The organism is Paenibacillus sp. GCM10027629 (genome assembly GCF_042676425.1).
GTDB classification, from domain to species: domain Bacteria; phylum Bacillota; class Bacilli; order Paenibacillales; family Paenibacillaceae; genus Paenibacillus_K; species Paenibacillus_K terrigena.
The window spans coordinates 604,029-624,094 of the sequence record NZ_JBHTGZ010000005.1; the positions used below are offsets into that span (position 1 = coordinate 604,029).

General features: G+C 49.6%; 15 protein-coding genes. 12 read left to right on the forward strand and 3 right to left on the reverse strand.

Annotation, left to right across the window (positions count from 1 at the left end):
• Positions 1 to 175: 175 nt before the first annotated feature.
• Positions 176 to 1,489: a glutamate-1-semialdehyde 2,1-aminomutase gene (locus ACFQZR_RS08720; RefSeq protein WP_379344862.1), complete on the reverse strand. Its 1,314-nt coding sequence runs from the start codon at positions 1,487 to 1,489 to the stop codon at positions 176 to 178.
• A 45-nt stretch (positions 1,490 to 1,534) separates the two neighbouring features.
• Positions 1,535 to 2,608, reverse strand: coding sequence for an LCP family protein (locus ACFQZR_RS08725; RefSeq protein ID WP_379344864.1), 1,074 nt, complete (start codon positions 2,606 to 2,608; stop codon positions 1,535 to 1,537).
• A gap of 162 nt (positions 2,609 to 2,770) precedes the next feature.
• On the opposite strand from ACFQZR_RS08725, the gene ACFQZR_RS08730 reads away from it, so the two are divergent.
• The 4 genes from ACFQZR_RS08730 (at position 2,771) to bcp (ending at position 6,092) form a co-directional block, all read left to right on the forward strand.
• The gene (locus tag ACFQZR_RS08730) at positions 2,771 to 3,817 is read left to right on the forward strand and encodes an ABC transporter ATP-binding protein (protein ID WP_379344866.1); all 1,047 of its coding nucleotides are present in this window, start codon (positions 2,771 to 2,773) and stop codon (positions 3,815 to 3,817) included.
• Positions 3,810 to 4,604 carry an ABC transporter permease gene (locus ACFQZR_RS08735; RefSeq protein ID WP_018754922.1) on the forward strand — a complete coding sequence of 265 codons (795 nt, stop codon included), beginning with the start codon at positions 3,810 to 3,812 and terminating at the stop codon, positions 4,602 to 4,604. Before ACFQZR_RS08730 ends, ACFQZR_RS08735 begins: the two co-directional genes overlap by 8 nt.
• A 3-nt stretch (positions 4,605 to 4,607) precedes the next feature.
• Positions 4,608 to 5,396: an ABC transporter permease gene (locus ACFQZR_RS08740; protein WP_379344869.1), complete on the forward strand. Its 789-nt coding sequence runs from the start codon at positions 4,608 to 4,610 to the stop codon at positions 5,394 to 5,396.
• Positions 5,397 to 5,618: 222 nt separating this feature from the next.
• Positions 5,619 to 6,092, forward strand: a complete 474-nt coding sequence (gene bcp, locus ACFQZR_RS08745) for a thioredoxin-dependent thiol peroxidase (protein ID WP_379344871.1) — start codon at positions 5,619 to 5,621, stop codon at positions 6,090 to 6,092.
• Positions 6,093 to 6,359: 267 nt separating this feature from the next.
• Here bcp and ACFQZR_RS08750 read toward each other — a convergent pair whose 3' ends face one another.
• Positions 6,360 to 6,956 (reverse strand): DedA family protein, encoded by a 597-nt coding sequence (locus ACFQZR_RS08750; protein ID WP_379344873.1) that lies wholly within the window; start codon positions 6,954 to 6,956, stop codon positions 6,360 to 6,362.
• 168 nt (positions 6,957 to 7,124) lie between these two features.
• Between ACFQZR_RS08750 and ACFQZR_RS08755 the strand changes: the two genes are divergently transcribed.
• From ACFQZR_RS08755 to ACFQZR_RS08790, 8 genes are all read left to right on the forward strand, one after another.
• A complete protein-coding gene (locus ACFQZR_RS08755) occupies positions 7,125 to 8,348 on the forward strand; it encodes a polysaccharide deacetylase family protein (protein WP_379344875.1) in 1,224 nt (407 codons plus the stop codon).
• A 107-nt stretch (positions 8,349 to 8,455) separates the two neighbouring features.
• On the forward strand, positions 8,456 to 9,451 hold the full coding sequence (locus ACFQZR_RS08760; RefSeq protein ID WP_379344878.1) for an AAA family ATPase: 996 nt from the start codon (positions 8,456 to 8,458) through the stop codon (positions 9,449 to 9,451).
• The gene (locus tag ACFQZR_RS08765) at positions 9,448 to 10,674 is read left to right on the forward strand and encodes a DUF58 domain-containing protein (protein ID WP_379344880.1); all 1,227 of its coding nucleotides are present in this window, start codon (positions 9,448 to 9,450) and stop codon (positions 10,672 to 10,674) included. Before ACFQZR_RS08760 ends, ACFQZR_RS08765 begins: the two co-directional genes overlap by 4 nt.
• Positions 10,661 to 13,075 (forward strand): transglutaminase-like domain-containing protein, encoded by a 2,415-nt coding sequence (locus ACFQZR_RS08770; protein WP_379344882.1) that lies wholly within the window; start codon positions 10,661 to 10,663, stop codon positions 13,073 to 13,075. Before ACFQZR_RS08765 ends, ACFQZR_RS08770 begins: the two co-directional genes overlap by 14 nt.
• A 111-nt stretch (positions 13,076 to 13,186) precedes the next feature.
• Positions 13,187 to 14,725, forward strand: coding sequence for a glutamine-hydrolyzing GMP synthase (gene guaA / locus ACFQZR_RS08775; RefSeq protein WP_379344884.1), 1,539 nt, complete (start codon positions 13,187 to 13,189; stop codon positions 14,723 to 14,725).
• Between the two features lie 419 nt (positions 14,726 to 15,144).
• Entirely contained in the window at positions 15,145 to 16,848 is a 1,704-nt protein-coding gene (locus ACFQZR_RS08780; protein WP_379344886.1) for an amylo-alpha-1,6-glucosidase, read from the forward strand.
• Positions 16,849 to 17,089: 241 nt separating this feature from the next.
• A complete protein-coding gene (locus ACFQZR_RS08785; RefSeq protein WP_379344888.1) occupies positions 17,090 to 18,826 on the forward strand; it encodes a sensor histidine kinase in 1,737 nt (578 codons plus the stop codon).
• Positions 18,804 to 19,976 (forward strand): response regulator, encoded by a 1,173-nt coding sequence (locus ACFQZR_RS08790; RefSeq protein ID WP_379344890.1) that lies wholly within the window; start codon positions 18,804 to 18,806, stop codon positions 19,974 to 19,976. The genes ACFQZR_RS08785 and ACFQZR_RS08790 overlap by 23 nt, the downstream gene beginning before the upstream one ends.
• Positions 19,977 to 20,066 lie beyond the last annotated feature (90 nt).

A 20,066-nucleotide genomic window follows, 5' to 3' on the forward strand; every position in this document is an offset into this window, starting at 1 on the left:
TCTCGCAAACAACATGATCGTTGCCAATAAAGCCGGGGAAGACGATTCCCGTAATGACGACTTTACTGTTACTTGCTACTCCCCTTTGGAGACGTATTGAATTGTCTCTATCCTATCACACAAGCCACGATTTTTCAATCTTCCAAAGATAACAATTTGATGTTACATTGGCGGATTATCGGACGGACATGTGATAGAAAGCGGTGTTAGCAGCTTCAATCGTTTTTGCGATGTCATCCTCTGTGTGCTCGGTCGTCAGGAACCAGGCTTCATATTTTGAAGGAGCGAGGCAAATGCCTTGGGACAGCATACCGCGGAAGAATTGAGCGAATAGCTCGCCGTCGGATTGCTGTGCTTCTTCATAGTTTGTCACAGGATGGTCGCAAAAATGCGTAGAGAATGAACCGCGAATACGATTAATGGTCAAAGGTACGCCGTGCTTGCGCGCAGCGTCTTCGAGACCGACTGTGAGCGCCTTGGCAAGTGAATCCATGCGCTCATACGTGCCCGGTGCCTGCAGGACTTGCAGGCACGCAATCCCTGCAGCGATGGAGGCTGGATTGCCCGCCATCGTGCCGGCTTGGTAAGCAGGTCCGAGCGGTGCGACCTGCTCCATGACGTGCTTGCGGCCACCGTACGCACCGATCGGCAGGCCGCCGCCAATGATTTTGCCGAGTGCCGTCAAATCCGGCTCGATCGCGGCAAAATCATCGAACGCAGCGAACGTCTGCGTGCTGCCGTAATGGAAGCGGAACGCGCTGATGACTTCGTCATAGATGACCAGCGCGCCGAACTGCCGCGTGATGCGGCAGAGGCCTTCCAAGAAGCCTGGTGCAGGCATGACCATTCCGAAGTTGCCGACGATTGGCTCGACCATCACAGCTGCGACATCGTCGCCCCAGCGCTCAAGCGCAGCTTCCAAGGCGTTCAGATCATTGAACGGCACTGTGATGACCTCTTGTGCAATACTTGCTGGAATCCCAGCGCTATCTGGAATGCCTAGCGTAGACGGGCCGGATCCTGCAGCGACTAGCACAAGATCGGAATGCCCATGGTAACACCCGGCGAATTTAATGATTTTATTCCGTTTCGTATAAGCACGTGCCACACGAATGGTTGTCATAACCGCTTCTGTCCCTGAGTTGACGAAACGCACTTTATCAAGCGAAGGGATCGCATCCTTCAGCATCTTCGCGAATTCGACCTCAAGCGTCGTCGGTGTACCGTACAAGGTACCGTTCTGTGCTGCGCGTGTAATGGCTTCCGTAACATGTGGATGTGCATGACCAACGATAATGGGGCCATAAGCCGCCAAGTAATCGATATATTTGTTGCCGTCCACATCCCAGAAATATGCGCCTTGACCGCGTTCCATGAAGACGGGAGCGCCGCCGCCAACGGCCTTGAAGGATCTGGAAGGGCTATTCACCCCGCCGACGATATGGGTTAAAGCTTCTTGATACCAATGTTCTGAACGTTCTCGATTCATTGCATATTCTCCTTAAGACTTCGAATATATAGTGTCTGTGTTGTGTTACTTCTTAGATGTGCTGGAATTCGAATCTGTCTTCTCCGTTGTTCCGTTCGTCGTTGTACCTGTGTCTGTAGTTTTTCCACCTGCGTCCGTCGTTGCTGGCGGCTCAGGTGCATTGTCTTTCGTGAAGGTCTCTTGAACGAACTCCTTCAACTTATCGAAATCTTTGACGCCAATGACGGCTGCGCCGCCTGCTTTTTCTTCAGCAATCATATCCATTGGAGGAATCTGCACGCTGCTGCCGACCTTCGTATCATAACCAAGGGCTGCGAGTTTCCACATGTCATCGATCGTGAGATTCGTCTCGATGAACGGATTCACTTGCTCGAGAATATCCGGCAATTTCATAATCGACCATGTCGATTGCATTTTCGCAGCGACGGCTTTCAAGAACTCGCGTTGACGCTCCGTTCGGGTAAAGTCAGACATCGCATCGTGACGGAATCGAACATATTGGAGAGCTGATTTCCCATCGAGATGCTGCATCCCTTTTTTCAGATCAATATCGTATTCGTGTTTATCCGCTTTACTGCTGTATTTCATATCTTTCTCGACCTCGAAGTCAATGCCCCCAATCGCATCGATCAACGCAATGAAGCCTTTGAAGTCAACGTAGACGTAATATTGAATCGGAATTCCCATGACATCGCTGACGGTTTTCATCGCAAGGTTCGGTCCGCCAATCGCTAGTGCGGCATTGATCCGCTCTTTGCCATGGTCTGGAATATCAACATACGTATCCCGAAGGATGGAGAATAGCGTTCCTTTTTTCGTTACGGGATCAACAGATGCAATCATCAAGGAGTCGGAACGAGGAACCTCATTCTTCGCGAGCCCCCTGGAATCGCCGCCTAAGAGTAATATGTTAACGCGCTCCGTGCCTGTCCATTCCGGAGGCTTGATTTCTTCGACTTGCGTATTATTTTTAAAGATAGAGTCCTCTGGGTTCTTGTTCATATTGTCGAGACCTTTGTACATGCGGTACGCATAGATGCCGGCAAAAATCAGTACAATAGCAAGTATTGTAATGCTGGAGTAGGTAATCCATTTTGCCCGTTTGCTCATCTTTTTCATAAAATGTTGCCTTCATTCCTTTCTTCTCTATGAATTTTAAGAATAATAAATGGTTTTGCAAGATGATCTATTTAAAGTATCATTACATTATAGTTTTTTTTTTGGAGAAAAATCAAATGAATTGTCGTTTTTTAGGCATTGTACCAGGAGGTTGCTAGAATCGTGTTAGCCATAGATGTAAAAGATTTGCGCAAGGAATTTAATGTGCAGAAGAACCGTGAAGGCGTCAAGGGCGCGATGTTGGACTTGTTCCGTCGTGAATATACCAAAGTCCGTGCGGTGAAAGATATATCCTTCCAGATTCCCAAGGGCGAAATTTGCGGCTATATAGGAGAGAATGGTGCAGGGAAATCGACAACCATTAAGATGCTGACGGGGATCCTCGTACCGACCTCCGGCGATATTCGGGTGAACGGCTTCGTTCCTTATCAAGAGCGTGAGAAGTTCGTACGCGGGATCGGCGTCGTATTCGGTCAACGGAGTCAGCTATGGTGGGATATCGGTGTGATCGAGTCGTTCCAGCTGCTTCGCAAAGTCTATCGCGTTCCTGAAGCGGAATTCAAGAAGCGGTTAGATGAGCTTGTCGAGCGTCTACAGTTGCAGGACTTGCTGAATCGCCCAGTACGGAAGCTTAGTCTCGGGCAGCGGATGCGTTGTGAGCTCGTTGCTTCCTTATTGCATAACCCATCGATCGTATTCTTGGATGAGCCCACGATTGGTCTCGACATCGTCGTGAAGACGGAGATTAGGGAATTCCTGAAGCAGATGAATCAGCGCTATGAGACGACCATTTTGCTCACGACACATGATCTACAAGATATTGAAGCCCTCTGTTCGCGCGTCATTATGCTCGATGATGGGCGAATTATCTACGATGGAGGACTGGATGAGCTGAAGGCGAAGTGGGGTAAAGGACGCGAGGTTCAGTTCCAATTCGCCGCACCGTTCCAATTGGAGCAGCTACAATTCCTGACCGCTGGGCTTGAGGTAGCTTGGTCCATTGAGAACGAATATACCGCCAAAGTATGGATTCCGCTCGAAGTGAACGTATCGGATGTGCTGAGCCGCGTCGTCGGTACGACGGAGATTACGGACATTAAGATTATCGAGACGAATACTGATGATATCGTTCGCGAGATTTATAAGTCAGGGTCTGCAGAGGAGTCGAAGCTGCATTTGCTGGGTGATGAGAAGGTGTCGAATGTTTAGCGCTTATCTCGATTTTATCCGTATTCGCTTCCTCATGATGCTGGCTTACCGCGTCAATTATTATAGCGGCATACTGATTTATACGCTCAATATTGGTGTCTATTATTTCACCTGGCAGGCGATCTACGGGTCGCAGCAGACGCTCGGTGGGTTCACCGCTGATCAGATGACGACCTATGTCGCAGTGTCTTGGATGGCTCGTGCATTTTACTTCAATAACTTGGATCGGGAGATAGCGAACGATATTCGGGATGGCAGTGTCGCGATTCAGTTCATACGGCCTTATAACTACGTCTTCGTCAAAATGATGCAAGGTCTTGGCGAAGGCTTGTTCCGCCTATTGCTCTTCATGGGACCGGGGATGATCATTGCATGCATCTTGTTCCCCGTAAAGCTGCCGACCGATCCAGCGGCATGGACAGCCTTTCTGTTTATGTTATTAATGAGCTTCTTAATTAATTCGCAAATTAATATTTTTACGGGACTGCTCTCATTTTTCGTGGAGAACAATGAAGGTATGATGCGCATGAAACGCGTGCTGGTTGACCTGTTCTCCGGCGTGATCGTGCCGATCAGCTTGTTCCCAGGTTGGTTGTCCGGCATCATGAAGTTCCTGCCATTCCAAGCGATTACGTTCTTGCCGAGCTCGGTGTTTACGGGACGGATTCAAGGGACGGGCATCTGGCAAGTTCTAGGGATCCAACTGTTATGGTTTACGATTCTAATTCTTCCGATCTTCCTCATGTGGCGCAGCGCGCGGCATCGGTTGTTCGTACAGGGGGGTTAGAGCATGATATTCTATACATCGTTAATCTGGGAATATATGAAGAACTATATCAAGACGAAGCTGACGTATCGTGCAGATTTCTGGGTCGAGGTGCTGTCGGACTTATTGTTCCAAGCGACGAATCTGATCTTTATTCTGGTCATTTTCCAGCATACCGACTCGCTCGGTGGCTGGTCGGAAGCAGAAGTGGTGTTCGTCTATGGGTACTTCATGATCCCTTATGGGATCTTCATGTCATTCATTAATTTATGGGGCTTTAGTGAACGCTATATTGTCAAAGGGGAGATGGACCGCGTTCTGACGCGTCCCGCACATAGTCTCTTTCAGGTGATTTTGGAAAATATCGATCCGCCTTCCATCATTGGATCGTTCGTCGGTGCGGTCATTCTCGGCATCTGCTGGGTGCAACTCGATATTCCGTTCGGAATCGTGGAACTGCTGGTGCTCATCGTTATGGTCATCGGTTCTGTCATGATCTATACCGGCGTGTATACGGCATTAACGGCGATTTCGTTCTTCTCCGATGCGCCGACAGGCATTCTGCCGTTGATGTTCAACATCCAAGGGTACGGGCGTTACCCGATTACGATCTATAATCGTCTGATTCAAGTCGTGTTGACCTGGATCGCACCGTTTGCTTTCGTCGGCGTCTATCCGGCATCGTACTTCCTCGATCAGGAGATCACGAAGTCGTTCGCGCTGCTGACGCCGGTGATGGGGATCGTGTTCCTAACCGGGGGGATCTTGTTCTGGAACTATGGCGTGCGGAAATACCGCGGCGCAGGGTCTTAGGAATGGTAGGTTAAAATGATTTGGACGACGGCATCTCAGGAGCTCGGAGCGGAGCAGCTGAAATCGTACTGGAGAAGCGATAGCGTTCGCCTTTGTCATCGGATTTCACCCTTGTGAGGTTCAGTTCAATCAAGAAATCTGAAGACAACAGCCGATCGGAAGTACGATTCAGGTGCGGAGCGGATGATGAAGCAATGGTCAAATGAGTAAGGAGGGAATAGAATGGCAGATTTGCAAATAGGACAACGCATTCCTGATTTTACACTGCCCGCATCGAACGGAGAGCAGGTATCGCTGCATGATTATCGCGGGAAGAAGCTTGTGATTTACTTTTATCCGAAAAGCTCAACGCCGGCCTGTACGCAGGAATCGTGTGAGTTCCGCGACTTCAGCGGGGAGTTCGCTAAGCATAATACGGTGGTCATCGGGATTAGCGGCGACGAGACGAAGGCGCATTTGAAATTCATCGCGAAAAATGAGCTGCCATTCCTGCTGCTTGCGGATACGGAGCATGAGGTTAGTCGACTTTTCGGCGTCTGGCAATGGAAGAAGCTGTACGGCCATGAGTTCGAAGGCATCGTCCGATCGACGTTCGTAGTGGATGAAGAGGGAAGACTTGCCGCGGAATGGCGCAAAGTGCGCGTCAAAGGGCATGTGGAAGCGGTACTGGACACCGTGAAGCAGATGAAATCATAAATGATCCAAAGAAAACAGGGTGTGTCGACGTCATCGACATACCCTGTTTTTTGTCGAGAGATTTGTAGCTAACGAATCGTAGAGTGCTTATTACCCAAGAAGTGGGGTCTACTTGGGGGCTAACGAATCCCAGAGTGCTTATTTGACAAAATACGGGCGTTTTGCGGCTCATTTTCTTAAAATAGCGATGCTGAGATTCGTTACAGCTGAAAATCGCCATTTTTTCGCCGAATAAGGTCTGCTGGGTTCGTTAGCCGCCCCTCCGAATTATTTCCTAAACAGCCGCTTGCGGTATTTGATCAATACGAAAATCACCAAAATGACGATAACGCCAATGGCAACATACAGCGCATTGTGCTCGACGAGTTTGAAGATTCTGTTCCACTGAGGTCCGAAAAATTTGCCGAGCCAGATGAATACAATGACCCAGAACAAAGCGCCGGTATAAGCGTAGATCGCGAACTTTCTGAAAGGCAATCGAATGATGCCTGCAAAATATCCTGTGAAATGACGCACGCCGGGGATGAAATAACCGATAAATATAAGTCCATTGCCGTATTTGCCGAACCATTTCTCTGTTTTTTCAATTTTCCCTGTATTTAAGAAGAACCACTTACCGTATTTGCGAACGAAGGGCATCCCAACCGCGTGTCCGATGAAGTAAGTAATGGTCATCCCAATCGTCGTACCGAAAAATGCGACAATGATGAGGATCATCCAATTCAATTTGCCCATATAGGACAAATACCCTGCAAAGGCCATCGTCGTCTCTCCGGGAAATGGCAGTGCGATGAACTCAAGTAGGAGTCCGAAAAAAAGTACGAGATAGCCGTATTCATGGAACAACTGCTCAATTTGGTGCATCCAGCGAATCCTCCTATATGAATCAACTTAATAATCATTTTCAGCCGTCCCTGTACCTCTATCACTATGAGTTTAGCAATTAATATTGTAGACCGAGTCATAGAGCTTCATACCTTCCCATATACTCTAGCAAATGAATGATTTCATAGACACTTGGGAGGGTATGGAATGAAGAATCAACGAAATAACCGTCAGAACGTTAGTATGAAATGGAATCGGAGAGGCTGGGCCATGGTGCTGCTTCTCCTTTTTAACTATACACTGTTTGCAGGAATTGCCAATGCGGAACAGTCGACGAAGGCATCTGAGACGAAGACGGTCTATTTAACATTTGACGACGGGCCGAGCAAAAACACTTCAGAAGTGCTGGATATTTTGGCTAAAGAAAAGATCAAGGCAACGTTCTTCGTTCTAGGCCAGCAGGCAGAAAGTTATCCTGACCTCGTTAAGCGAATCGTCCAAGAAGGGCATCAGCTCGGCAATCATTCATACAATCACGCGTACAAGCCATTATATACCGATTTTCGAGAATTCTGGCGGCAAATCATCAAGACCGAGAATGTTCTGAACCAAATCGTCGGCCAGCGACCGGCGCTGCTGCGTGCACCGGGAGGGACGTATGGAAATTTCGATGCCAGTTATTTCGAACGCCTCGGACAGGCCGGATTCATCATTCATGATTGGGATGTGGATAGCGGGGATTCGAAACGTAGCAATGTTCCTGCAGCGGAGATCATTAAGGGCGTGAAATCAGGGCCGCTGAAGTCACATGTAACCGTGTTGATGCATGACGGTACCGGTCATAGTGAGAGCGTGAAGGCATTACCGATCATCATTAAATATTACAAAAATAATGGATATCAGTTCGCAGCACTGACGTCTGAGGTGAAACCTGTCCAATTCCGACTAGCGCAGAAGTCGAAATGGGTGAAGGCAGTATTGACACCCGAGGAGGCTGATCGAATAATGATGCAGGATGCGGCCTCGTGGCCAGACGCTTCGCTGAGTGAAGTCATGAATCGATCCTTGCCGTTATTTGTACGTTATGGTTCAGCTACTTGGCAGTTGAATACTGGAGAGTATCAAATGATCCGCGATCAATTCTATGTCAGTCTGCGGACGATGACGAGCCGAATGGGCGGAGAAATTCAGTGGGATGGCAAGGTGCAGACCGCAATTCTGAAGGTTGGTGATATGCAAGCTGAAATGAACATGATCAAGCATGTAGCGATCATTAAGCGACCAGGAGAGGAGAATAAAGAAGTATCGCTTGACTATGTGATGAAAGATGGGGGCACTCAGCTGAATTTACGAGATTTGATGGACATTATGAATGTGAAGGTTGTCAGCTATGTAGATGATGGGCAGAAGCGGGAGGTTGTCGTGGAATAGGGCGATAAAACAGCAGAATAATCGATGATTAAGAGGTCTAAATCGAGCTTGAACTGGCGAAACTATTAGAAATGAACTTTTCTCATAGAGATGGAGGTTTCGCTAAAATGTCCTATTCAAATCCGATTCTACCACGTCAAGAACGCCCTGTTGAAATAGTGGAGCAAATGATTGCACGCGTCGAGAGCGTGATGATTGGCAAGCGAGATGCCATTATGAAGACATTCCTCGCGATGATGTGTGGCGGACATGTTTTGATCGAAGATGTCCCTGGCGTGGGCAAGACGATGCTGGTGCGTGCGGTTGCCCAATCGATCGGCGGTTCATTCCAGCGGATTCAATTCACGCCAGACGTGCTGCCATCTGATATTACAGGGGTCTCGGTCTATAATCCTGCGACCTTGCAGTTTGAATATCGCCCAGGGCCGCTACTTGCGAATCTCGTACTTGCCGATGAGATCAATCGTACCTCGCCACGCACGCAGTCCGCGCTGCTCGAAGCGATGGAAGAGCGGCGGGTGACGGTCGATGGCGTCACGCGCCGGCTGCCCGAGCCGTTCGTACTGATGGCGACGCAGAACCCGCAAGATTTTGAAGGCACGTACCGGCTGCCGGAGGCACAGCTGGATCGGTTCTTGCTCCGGATTAAGCTCGGCTTCCCGGAGCCCATGGAAGAGGTGGAGCTGCTGAACCGCATGCAGCAGCTCCACCCCATTGATGACCTTCGGCCACTGGTGATGGCCGAAGACATCGTTCGCATGCAGCGCGAAGTCCGCGCGGTGCATGTCGATGAGGCGATCAAGCACTATATAGTGCTGATCGCCCAGTCCACACGAGCGCACGCAGACCTTGCGCTCGGTGTGAGCCCCCGCGCATCGCTGATGTGGATGCGCGCGGCGCAAGCCCATGCGTATATGCATGGGCGCGCCTATGTAGTGCCCGACGACGTGAAGCTCGTCGCCGTCGACGTTCTTGCGCATCGGCTTGCCCCCGTGCCGCAGGCGCGAATGATGGGCGTGCAGTGTGAAGAGCTGCTTAAGCAACTCATCAGCCAAGCACCGGTACCGATGTTCAAGTCGGATTCGGGGGCGAGAAGAGCATGAGAACGATAGGGAAGGGACTCGCGGCACTTGCGTTATGGGGTGCCGTCTTTGCTATAGCGAACTTACGAGATGGTGCGGTGGAATGGTTCCTGTTCACCGTGTTCTCGTGCGTTATCGGATCCGGTATCCTCATTCAGATGCTTACACTGCGAGAGATCCGAGTCGTTCGACGTCTTGAACGAAATCATCTCTATGCCGGTGAGTCATTTACGGTGACGATGGATGTGACGGTTCGTTCTTGGATCCCACTGTTCTGGCTGACACTCACGGAACGTGCAGTGCATACATCCGCTCAAGAGGGTACACAACCGCAACCAATCTTTACCCATACCCATCTCTGCTTGCCTGGTTTTCGATCGCGGATCACGTATGTTTACCGCGTCGGTGGGCTAGCGCGGGGGAGGTATGCTTTTGCGGATATGGAGGTCTGTTCGGGAGATATATTTGGATTTTTCACGAAGAAGAAACAGGTGAAGACGGATGAATCAATTCTGATCTATCCGGCTCGGATCGGTTGGCCACAGGCGTTAACAGGATATTCCGTGCCTTCCATCACGGAGGAGCAGAACTTGCCTCGAACGGGAATGGAGTCGTCAACGCTCGGAACCGAACTGCGGGAATATGTTCCGGGAGATCCTTGGAAGCGAATCCACTGGAAGAGCTCAGCAAAGCAAGGAAGATGGCAGCTCCGATTGCCGGATCGTGTGGGGGAACCTTACGTGTGCTTTATATTGGATACTGCTTCAGATAAGCGGAAACGATTCGAAATAATGATTGCTTGGAGTGTCGCTCGGCTGGAGCAGCTCCTATCGATGGGAACGGAAATTTCACTCGTCAGCCATCAGCTAGATGGACGTCGAACGTGGCTGCTGAAGAACTTTATGACAGCGGAGATCATGCAATATTTTGCTGAGGTGGGGCCGAAGGGACAAGCATCATTATTAACAGCTATCAGACATACGGCAATGCGTGAGCCGCGTGGAGCGGTATTTGCTATTGTATCGGAACGAATGGATCAGGAAGCAGCAGAGGTCGCACAGTGGCTTTTCACGCAAGGGCATCCCTTGGAATGGGTGTGGGTGATGGAACGCGATCAGGTGAGTCCGGACGAACAGATGTGGCTCGAACGCATGGAGCGTATCGGAGTGACACTATATCGGATCGGGCCGAAGCAAGGTCTGCTGCCAACCCCGCGAGGAGGTGTGGAAGATGTCAGCGCATGAGACAAGTCAACGTATGCGAAGTGCGATGATCTCATTATTATTGTTCGGACTGTTCGCTGAATGGTTGATTCCGTTGTATCACTTGCAAGAGAATATTGATTTTTACCGGATTTCACCGCTATTCGCAGCACTCGCGTGCTTTCTCGTGATCGGCTGCCTAACGCTTCATAAGGCGATCCGGATGTCGTTGTATGCGCTGGTCTGCATCGGAACTTGGATCAGTATCTACGCATCCACGGGTAGTTCCTGGCTAGAAGCACTGGGGAACATGATTTCTTCACTCGCTACCAATTTGAGTCTACTGTTGCAGATGAGCGGCGGTGGGTTCGTGAATAGCGGCGAGCTCCGTACAGGTCTCTTATTGATCGGATGGGCCATGCTCGTAACATCGGTGCAAACGCTAGCGATTCATCGCCAGAGCAGTATGCTGTTCATCAGCATCACCTTGATCTATCAAATCATTCTGCTCTGGGGCTTCGGCATGGATACCACCCTGGGCATGATTCGAACGGTGGCGGAATCACTGCTGCTTATTGCGCTTCTACGTATCATTACCCTGGAACAAGGGAAGCGTGCTGCAAAGAGCTGGAGTCGGAATCAAGCCATGCTGCTCGGCTGGCCGAGACGATGGATGGGGGGCGCACTCGTTGCGGTGATGTTGTGCTTAGGAAGTGGATATCTCTTCGCCGGGCGTGCAGAACAAGCCAATGTGAAGCCTGTTGCTTGGGATCAGGAATTCGCTGGACTGGAACAATGGGCGTCGGAGACGATCGGGACAGATCTTATGAATTGGCTGGATACAGCGAAGACACAGACCGCTTCCCTTGCGAAGACTTCAGGAGAGACGGGATATAGTGAGAATGATCAGACCCTGGGAGGAGCTCTCGAATCCGATCCTTCGATCGTATTCGAAGCGACATCTCCTGTTCGATCCTATTGGCGCGGTGAGACGAAGCGCGTCTATGATGGTCGAGGCTGGACGGGATCGATCGATATATGGGAACCCCTTGAGCAATGGGATCCCATTGCGCCTATAACACCCGATCAGGAGGACAGCACCTTGCCATCGATTCAGCAGTCGATTCGGTTTACTTCCTCTAACCCGATATCGATGCAGAAGTGGCCTTTATTTGCAGGGGGAGAGATAACAGGTTTGGGTCAATTGCATGTAAAGGCGTCGGGATCCGATGCCACTTCAGCCATTCGTCAAGCGAATGCATCAGAGGCAGCGATTCAGGTCCATCCGGAAGATGGCGCATTACGTGTAGATACGATCGGGCAAGGGAAGCTGTTAACAGGATATATGCTTGATGTGCGAATGCCTGAGGCAGCTCCTGATAAGCTCCGGCAGATCAAAGGATCCGATCCTGCATCCATTTCACGTGACTATCTTCAGCTGCCTGCTTTGCTGCCGAACAGAGTATCAGAGCTGTCTAAGCAGATCATCACAGGCCAGACGAATCGCTATGATCAAGTGAAAGCCATTGAACAATATTTACGGACGTACTATACCTACACCTTAACGAATACAGCAGTACCGCCCAAAGGCGCAGATTTCGTCGATGACTTTCTGTTCAAGCAGCTCAAAGGCTACTGTAATCATTTCTCGACCGCCATGGTTGTGATGCTGCGCACGCAAGGCATTCCAGCAAGATGGGTCAAAGGATTCGCGCCGGGTGAACCATCCGAAGATACAGCGAATGTGTATACCGTGCGAATGAGCGATGCCCATGCATGGGTTGAAGTGTATTTTCCAGGAGCGGGTTGGATTCCATTTGAGCCTACTCCAGGATTTCAGCCAGGCGATGAAGAAAAGGGCATTGGATCAGAGCAGCTCGCAGCAGGACAGCCTACACCACCCGCACTAGCAAGTTCCACACAGACAGAGACGGGTTCAAACCAACCATCGGTTGATGGTGCGACAACGTCGGGTTCTGAACCGCAAGCTTCTAGTTTGCTAATTCAGGTGTTTCAAGGGCTGAAGGTGATATTGTCTGAGCTCTATGATGCTGCACAGAACTGGAAAGCAAGCTGGATCCTAACAGGCGGATGGATTCTCGGTTTCATTGTTCTAGGGGTATGGCTCTGGCTTCGATATCATTTGTACATCCGATTACACTGGGCGGTCCTCCGCTTCCGTACATCCCATGAGGATCCAAGACGAATAGAGCGTGTAGCGCGGCTCTTATGGCAGACATGGATTCAGAAGTATGGGGCGAAGTCGCAAGATTTAACGATGCGTGAATATATTGAGCGGCTCGATGGCAAAGCTGACAATAAGAAGGTTTCGCTGATGCAAGCGGTGTTTGCTATGGAAGCGATCACATTCCACCCCCATCAGTATGATCGGTTAACGAGGAATCGACTGATTCAATTTTGCATGGGAAAGAATCGAGGTTGACAGATAAGCGCTATGCTCCCTCGAAAGCAGTATTTCGAAGCGAACTTGCCTTGACGGTGGGATTTTCGGTTCGTATAATTAACTTCATGAATTGAGGGAGGCACGTTACTAATGGATAAACCGAATGAAATTATTGTTGTTCTCGATTTCGGGGGACAATATAACCAGCTTATCGCAAGACGTATCCGCGACTTAGGGGTATACAGCGAGCTATTGCCTTACAATACGTCTGCTGCACGCATTCGTGAGATCGCTCCGAAAGGGATTGTATTCTCCGGCGGACCGACAAGTGTATATGAAGAGAATTCTCCGCAAGTTGATCCAGAAATCTTCGAATTGGGACTGCCAATTCTAGGCATTTGCTACGGTATGCAGCTGATGGCGCACCAGCTTGGTGGTAAAGTTGAACGTGCGAACAAACGCGAGTACGGTAAAGCAGATGTGGATTTCGAAGCAGACTTCCGCTTAGTGGCAGATCTTGATGCGAAGCAGACGGTATGGATGAGCCATGGCGACCATGTCGTTGCGCTTCCAACAGGCTTCATGACAACTGGAAGCTCTGAGCATGCGCCAATCGCTTCGATGGTTCATGCGGAGAAGAATTTCTTTGCGGTTCAATTCCATCCGGAAGTGCGTCACTCGGTACACGGGAACGAAATGATTCGCAACTTCTTGTATAATGTCTGCGATTGCACTGGCAACTGGAGTATGGAGACGTTCATCGACGATACGATTCGCGATATCCGTAACCAAGTGGGAGACCGTAAAGTTCTGTGCGCACTTAGCGGCGGCGTAGATTCTTCGGTTGTTGCAATCCTTCTCCACAAAGCGATCGGTGATCAATTGACTTGTATGTTCATCGACCACGGCTTGTTGCGTAAGGATGAAGCTGAGAGCGTAATGGAGACGTTCGTTGGCAAGTTCGATATGCACGTGGTCAAAATCGATGCACGCGACCGTTTCTTAGGCAAACTAGCGGGTGTATCGGATCCAGAACAGAAACGTAAAATTATCGGTAACGAATTCATCTACTGCTTCGATGAAGAGTCGAAGAAATTGGGTCAATTCGATTTCCTAGCGCAAGGCACGCTCTATACAGATATCGTCGAGAGCGGTACAGCAACGGCACACACAATCAAATCGCACCACAACGTAGGCGGTTTGCCAGAGGACATGCACTTCGAGCTTATTGAACCGCTCAAAGCATTGTTCAAAGACGAAGTACGTAAAGTCGGAACAGAGTGCGGCTTGCCAGATGCGATCGTACATCGTCAACCGTTCCCGGGTCCAGGTCTTGCGATCCGCGTGCTAGGCGAAGTGACAGAAGAGAAATTAGTGATCGTTCGCGAGTCCGATGCGATTCTGCGTGATGAGATCGCTAAGGCAGGTCTTGACCGTGAGATCTGGCAATACTTCACGGCGCTTCCGGGCATGAAGAGTGTCGGCGTTATGGGTGATGCACGTACGTATTCCTACACGGTAGGTATTCGTGCGGTAACATCGATCGACGGCATGACAGCGGACTGGGCACGTATCCCTTGGGATGTGCTTGAGAAAATCTCCGTTCGTATCGTCAACGAAGTAGAGAACGTTAATCGCATTGTGTATGATGTGACTTCGAAGCCACCAGCGACAATCGAGTGGGAATAGAATAATATACGAAATGGACAAGGCCGTCGTGAGCTATAAGCTTACGGCGGTTTTTTTGTCGGCGACGCTACATTTTGCGCAGGAGTACAAATAACTGCTAAAAAGCAGTTAAAAGGTTCGTATGAGCTCCATGCATCGCAAATAACTGCTAGAAAGCAGTAGTTTGTATTTGCTTGATCCTCATATCCTCCCAACACCCGGTTTTATTAGCCATTACCCCACGAACTACCCCTTATCGAACAAATAGACGAAATGCGCCAAACAAATAGACGAATAAATGACTTGAAAGCGTGACCTTTCTAACAGACATACGAGCAAATCCGTACGGGTGTGCAACTGCAATGCCGCGTTCCATGCCCTACAATGGGTGTATTATCGGAATTCTTGTAAGCGCTATCGCAATAGAGGAGGAGCAGCTCATGACTTTCACTTATGATATTCGTACTATTCCATTCAGCCGTTACGGCTCATTTCTAACTATATCGTATTTACGTGCTTCGGGAGATCGTCCAGAGGGAGTCTATCTACGTACGGTACGCGGCGGAGATATGACGAGCGGGGCAGCTTTTCGTATTGAGTTGACTGCTCAAGGAGAGGATGTTCCTTACACGACGCATGCAACACCATCACGCCTTCGAATGGAGTCGAGCAGCGGGTATGCGGAGATCTGTATCTTCGATGGCCGAACGGTAGGCTTCCGGGCGGAGGGGGTTGGCGTTCGGCTTACCTTATCCGGTGGCGATTATGATTATGCCATGCAAATGAAGTACAACCGCTGGGAAGTGAACAGCTTCTTGAATGAAGTACGGTTCATGCTCACCTCGGTTCAAGGACAGATCGAGATGGATGCCCCATGGGTGCGGACGAAATGTACACATGTGAAGGCGCATTTTGTGCCTGATACAGCGACGAACATCACCGAGTTCCGTGTGGAAGAGTACCGCACGACGTGGCTTGAGCGGGAGTTCCCATCATTCGATGAAGGGGTGCAGTATGTCGCTGCAGAATATGAAGTGTGGCGGCAGTCGACTTTGCCGTCCGATGATGCCTATGCGGCAGGCAGAGAGCTGGCTTCATATATAACATGGTCTTGTGTTGTCCCTGCGGATGGATATCTGACACGGCCTGCGATGTATATGTCGAAGAACTGGATGACGAACATTTGGAGCTGGGATCATTGTTTCAATGCGATGGCACTAGTTCGTTCCAACCCAGCACTCGCATGGGATCAATTTATGATCTTCTTTGATCGTCAAGATGAGAGCGGGCTGCTGCCCGATTTTATGAATGATAAATATGCCTTGTGGAACTGCAATAAGCCGCCGATTCACGGTTGGACGTTAGCGTGGATGATGGATCGTACCGATTGGATTGGTGAAGCACAGCTTCGCGAAGTTTATGAACCACTCGCACGCTGGACCCGTTGGTGGTATAACGAGCGGGATGATGACCGGGATGGTGTTCCACAATACAACCATGGTAATGACAGCGGCTGGGATAACAGTACGATTTTCCATGAGCGTGGCGCTGTGGAGAGCCCGGATCTATGTGCTTATCTGGTGCTGCAATGTGAGACGCTTGGCCGGATTGCCGAGGAGCTTGGAAAGACACACGAAGCCACCGAATGGCATGCCTTGGCACAGCGGACACTCGATCGTATGCTGGAGCACTTCTGGCAGAATGGTGAACTTAGAGCCGTTCGAACAGGTACGCATGAGCGGTTAGCGGGCGAGAGTTTAATCAATTATATGCCAATCATCCTGGGTCAACGGTTGCCTCAAGAGGTTCAAGATACGCTCATTCAAGCACTGTCTGATGAGGAACGATTCTTATCGCCCAATGGGTTCGCGACGGAGAGTATGAGCAGCCCGCATTATGAACCGGATGGATACTGGCGCGGGCCGATTTGGGCACCGGTCATGATGCTGCTCGTTGATGGGCTCAGCCGCGGGGGATATACCGAGTTGGCTGGTGTTGCAGCGCAGCGCTTTTGCCGGATGGCGAACACCCATGGTATGGCAGAGAATTTCGATGCCATTCATGGTACAGGACTCCGTGATCGTGCCTTTACTTGGACCTCCAGTGTCTATCTAATGCTTGCGAATGAATATGTGAACGCATAACAAGAAGCGCACGTTTCTAAGCCTTATGGGAATCGTGCGCTTTTGGAGATTTTATACGAATAAACTGTTCTTATATTTCTCGCTTAAACGCTTATCGTCATATAGAGGACGACGAAGTCGTTTATGCTTGGCATTTTGTGGGGATATTTTTGGAATGATGTTCTGGATTGTCAGCGAAGTAGGTGTGTGATAAACTTCATTTACTTTAGGGTACGAACATGCTCAGAGCAGGAGGCAACCTATGCACTATCAGCGGATACAAATGATTTTTCATCGACTACTTGCGCCGCGTCGGAGTCTCCGGCTGAAGCTCGTTATACTATTCCTTATCGCTGCACTATTGCCGCTCTTCACGCTCGGCTGGCTGTCATTTACGAAATCCTCGGAGCTGCTTCAGGATCAATTAGGCAAGTATGGGAGCAATGCGGTGACACAGCTGCAATACCAGCTGGATTCGGAACTTAGTCAAATGGAGCTCGTGACCGAATATGTGCACGCATACTTGTTGAACCCGTCACGGATCGCTATACATCGAGAAATCCCGCGCTCGTATTCAGATTTGCATGAACAGAGTGATTTAGAAGATTTTCTGAAAGCGCTTAAAACTGTGAAACAGCGGGGGTTATTCATTATTACCAAGTCCGGCTACTTCTACGGGGAGAATTCCATTAATACGACGATCTTGAAGGAGCAGGCTTGGTGGAAGGCAATTCCCGCCGATTATGCCGGGGAATATTGGCCAGGGTTCTACACGCCAAGGCATTACAAGGAATTTACTGAAAATGAGAAGGTGCTCGGCCTCGTCGTACCGATTCGCAATCAGCAGGGGGCGTTGAAGGATAGCCGTATTCTCATCGAGATGAATGCGGATAAAATGTATGAATTATTCCATTTGTTCGAGAAGAGCACACAGGCGATGCTTACGATCAAGAACAGTGCGGGACAGCTGATCTATCAGTCTGCACATGCCTTTAAGCCGCAAGAGAATGATGTTGTATGGTCCAAATCTTTATCCCTGAATGATTGGACACTAGAAGCGAGACTGCCGTACAAGTCCTTTTTCCAATCTTCGAATATCATTCGTTCGTATACCGTCGTAGGCCTGTTGTTCTCGGGTCTGCTTGCATTGCTGCTTGGCTTCCTATTCTCCTCCCGTGTAACGGGCCGGATTAAACGGCTCAAGGAATCGATGTTCCTCGCAGGGAAAGGGAGATTGCAGACGAGAATACCCGTACAGGATCGTGACGAATTAGGGGTGCTGGCACACAGCTTCAATCGCATGATCGGGCAAATTCAAGATTTGGTTCAGGAGATTACAATCACAGAGAAGTTGAAGAAAGAAGCAGAGCTGCGAGCATTTCATTATCAGATCAATCCACACCTGTTGTTCAACACGCTCAATTCGATCCAATGGAAAGCAAGGCTGCAAGGTAATGAGGATATTCGTAAAATGCTCTATCATCTGGCAATGCTGCTCGAGGGCAATCTGGATATCACGCAAGAACTGGTTACAATACGCAAGGAGCTGGATATTATCGATCATTTCCTCCATATACAGCGGATTCGTTATGAGCATGAAGTGAATTATGAGCAGCAGGTAGATGAATCGCTGATGCACTATGTCATTCCACGGATGAGCTTACAGCCGCTGCTTGAGAATATTTTTTTCCATGCGTTCGAGGATGGCTGTGGAACAATACGAGTTACGGTTGAAGAGGAAGGCGAGGATCTCGTGCTTCGATTAACGGACAATGGCAAAGGCATGACGGAGGAGAATAAGCAGAAACTGCTCCAAGGGACGTATCGCAGTAAGCGGGGCAAAGGTCTAGGCGTGAACAACGTCGATCAGAAATTCAAACTTCATTTTGGACCGTTATATGGCTTGGATATTCAATCTGTTGTTGGTCAAGGTACGGTCATCACAATACGTTGGCCGAAGAAGGAGGAGGACGAACATGACAACCAAATCACCCATTAAAGTATTGATTGCTGATGATGAGAGTATCGTGCGCAAAGGACTGGTTGCAACCGTCGATTGGGCGCGCTATAACATGCAGGTCGTCGCGGATGTGCCGAATGGTCAGAAGGGCTGGGAGGCTTTTACGGAGCTGCGTCCCGAAGTGATCATTACGGATATCGTCATGCCGGAGCTGAACGGCATCGAATTCGCTCGGTTGGTGAAAAAGGAAGCGCCCTCGACCCGGATCCTTCTTCTTAGCTGCCATCGTGATTTCGAATTTGCCCAGCAAGGGATCTCGCTAGGGGCCTCTGGCTATCTGCTCAAGACAGCGTTCGAAGACGAAGAATTGAATGAGTACCTGCGCAAGTTCCAAGAAGACATTGATACGGAGCAAGCAGGCAGCATGTCTGTTCTCGATGATCGTGCACGTTGGAATGCTTCATTCTATGCTTGGTTATGCGGCTTCCGCAACGAATTCCGAAGTGAGCTGCAGGCGCGTTGGGGGTCGCACTGGTCGTGGATGGAAGAGCCGCACAGCGTCTATTTGGCGAAGTCCTTTGCAACAGAAGAAAATTTAATTTGGTCTGACATCGAGAGCCGGCTGCAAGTCGGTTGCGAGAGCATTTTGTGCGGAACGGATCGAACGTTCTATTTTATACGCTATAAGGATCGTGAGGCGCTTGAGGCGTTGTTCAAGGACGTGAAGAGCCGTATTCCTTCGTTCCATTGGAGCGGGACGGGACCTTTGCAAGGCATGGACGCTTGGCTTGAGGCGGTGACGAAGCTGCATCAGGAAGCTGAGCTTGAGAAGAAGTTCGAGCTGAAGGTCCATTCTTGGCCGGAGACGATTACGAATGCGATACGCCTTGTTGCGGAGGATCTGCGGGAGCCGTGGTCTGTTAGTGACGTGGCGCATCGGATCGGCTTAAGCCGAAGCCATTTCAGTACGTTGTTTAAGAAGGTCACCGGGGAGAATTTCATTGAACTGCTGTACCGGATGCGTCTGCGGGTGGCGATGGATTTGCTGGCGAATACGAATATGACCCTGCAAGGCATTGCGGAGCAGATCGGCATGGTGGACGGCAAGTACTTAAGCAAATGGTTTAAGCGGTACTGCGGGATGACTCCTTCGCAATATCGGGCCGAACAAAAAGAAGAATCCTGTTAAAATTTAAGACAAATTAACCCCTGTCGTGAAACAAAAAGCCGTTTTGAAAACGCTTTATTTTTCTTAAAGTGAGAGTATTCAATTTATTGA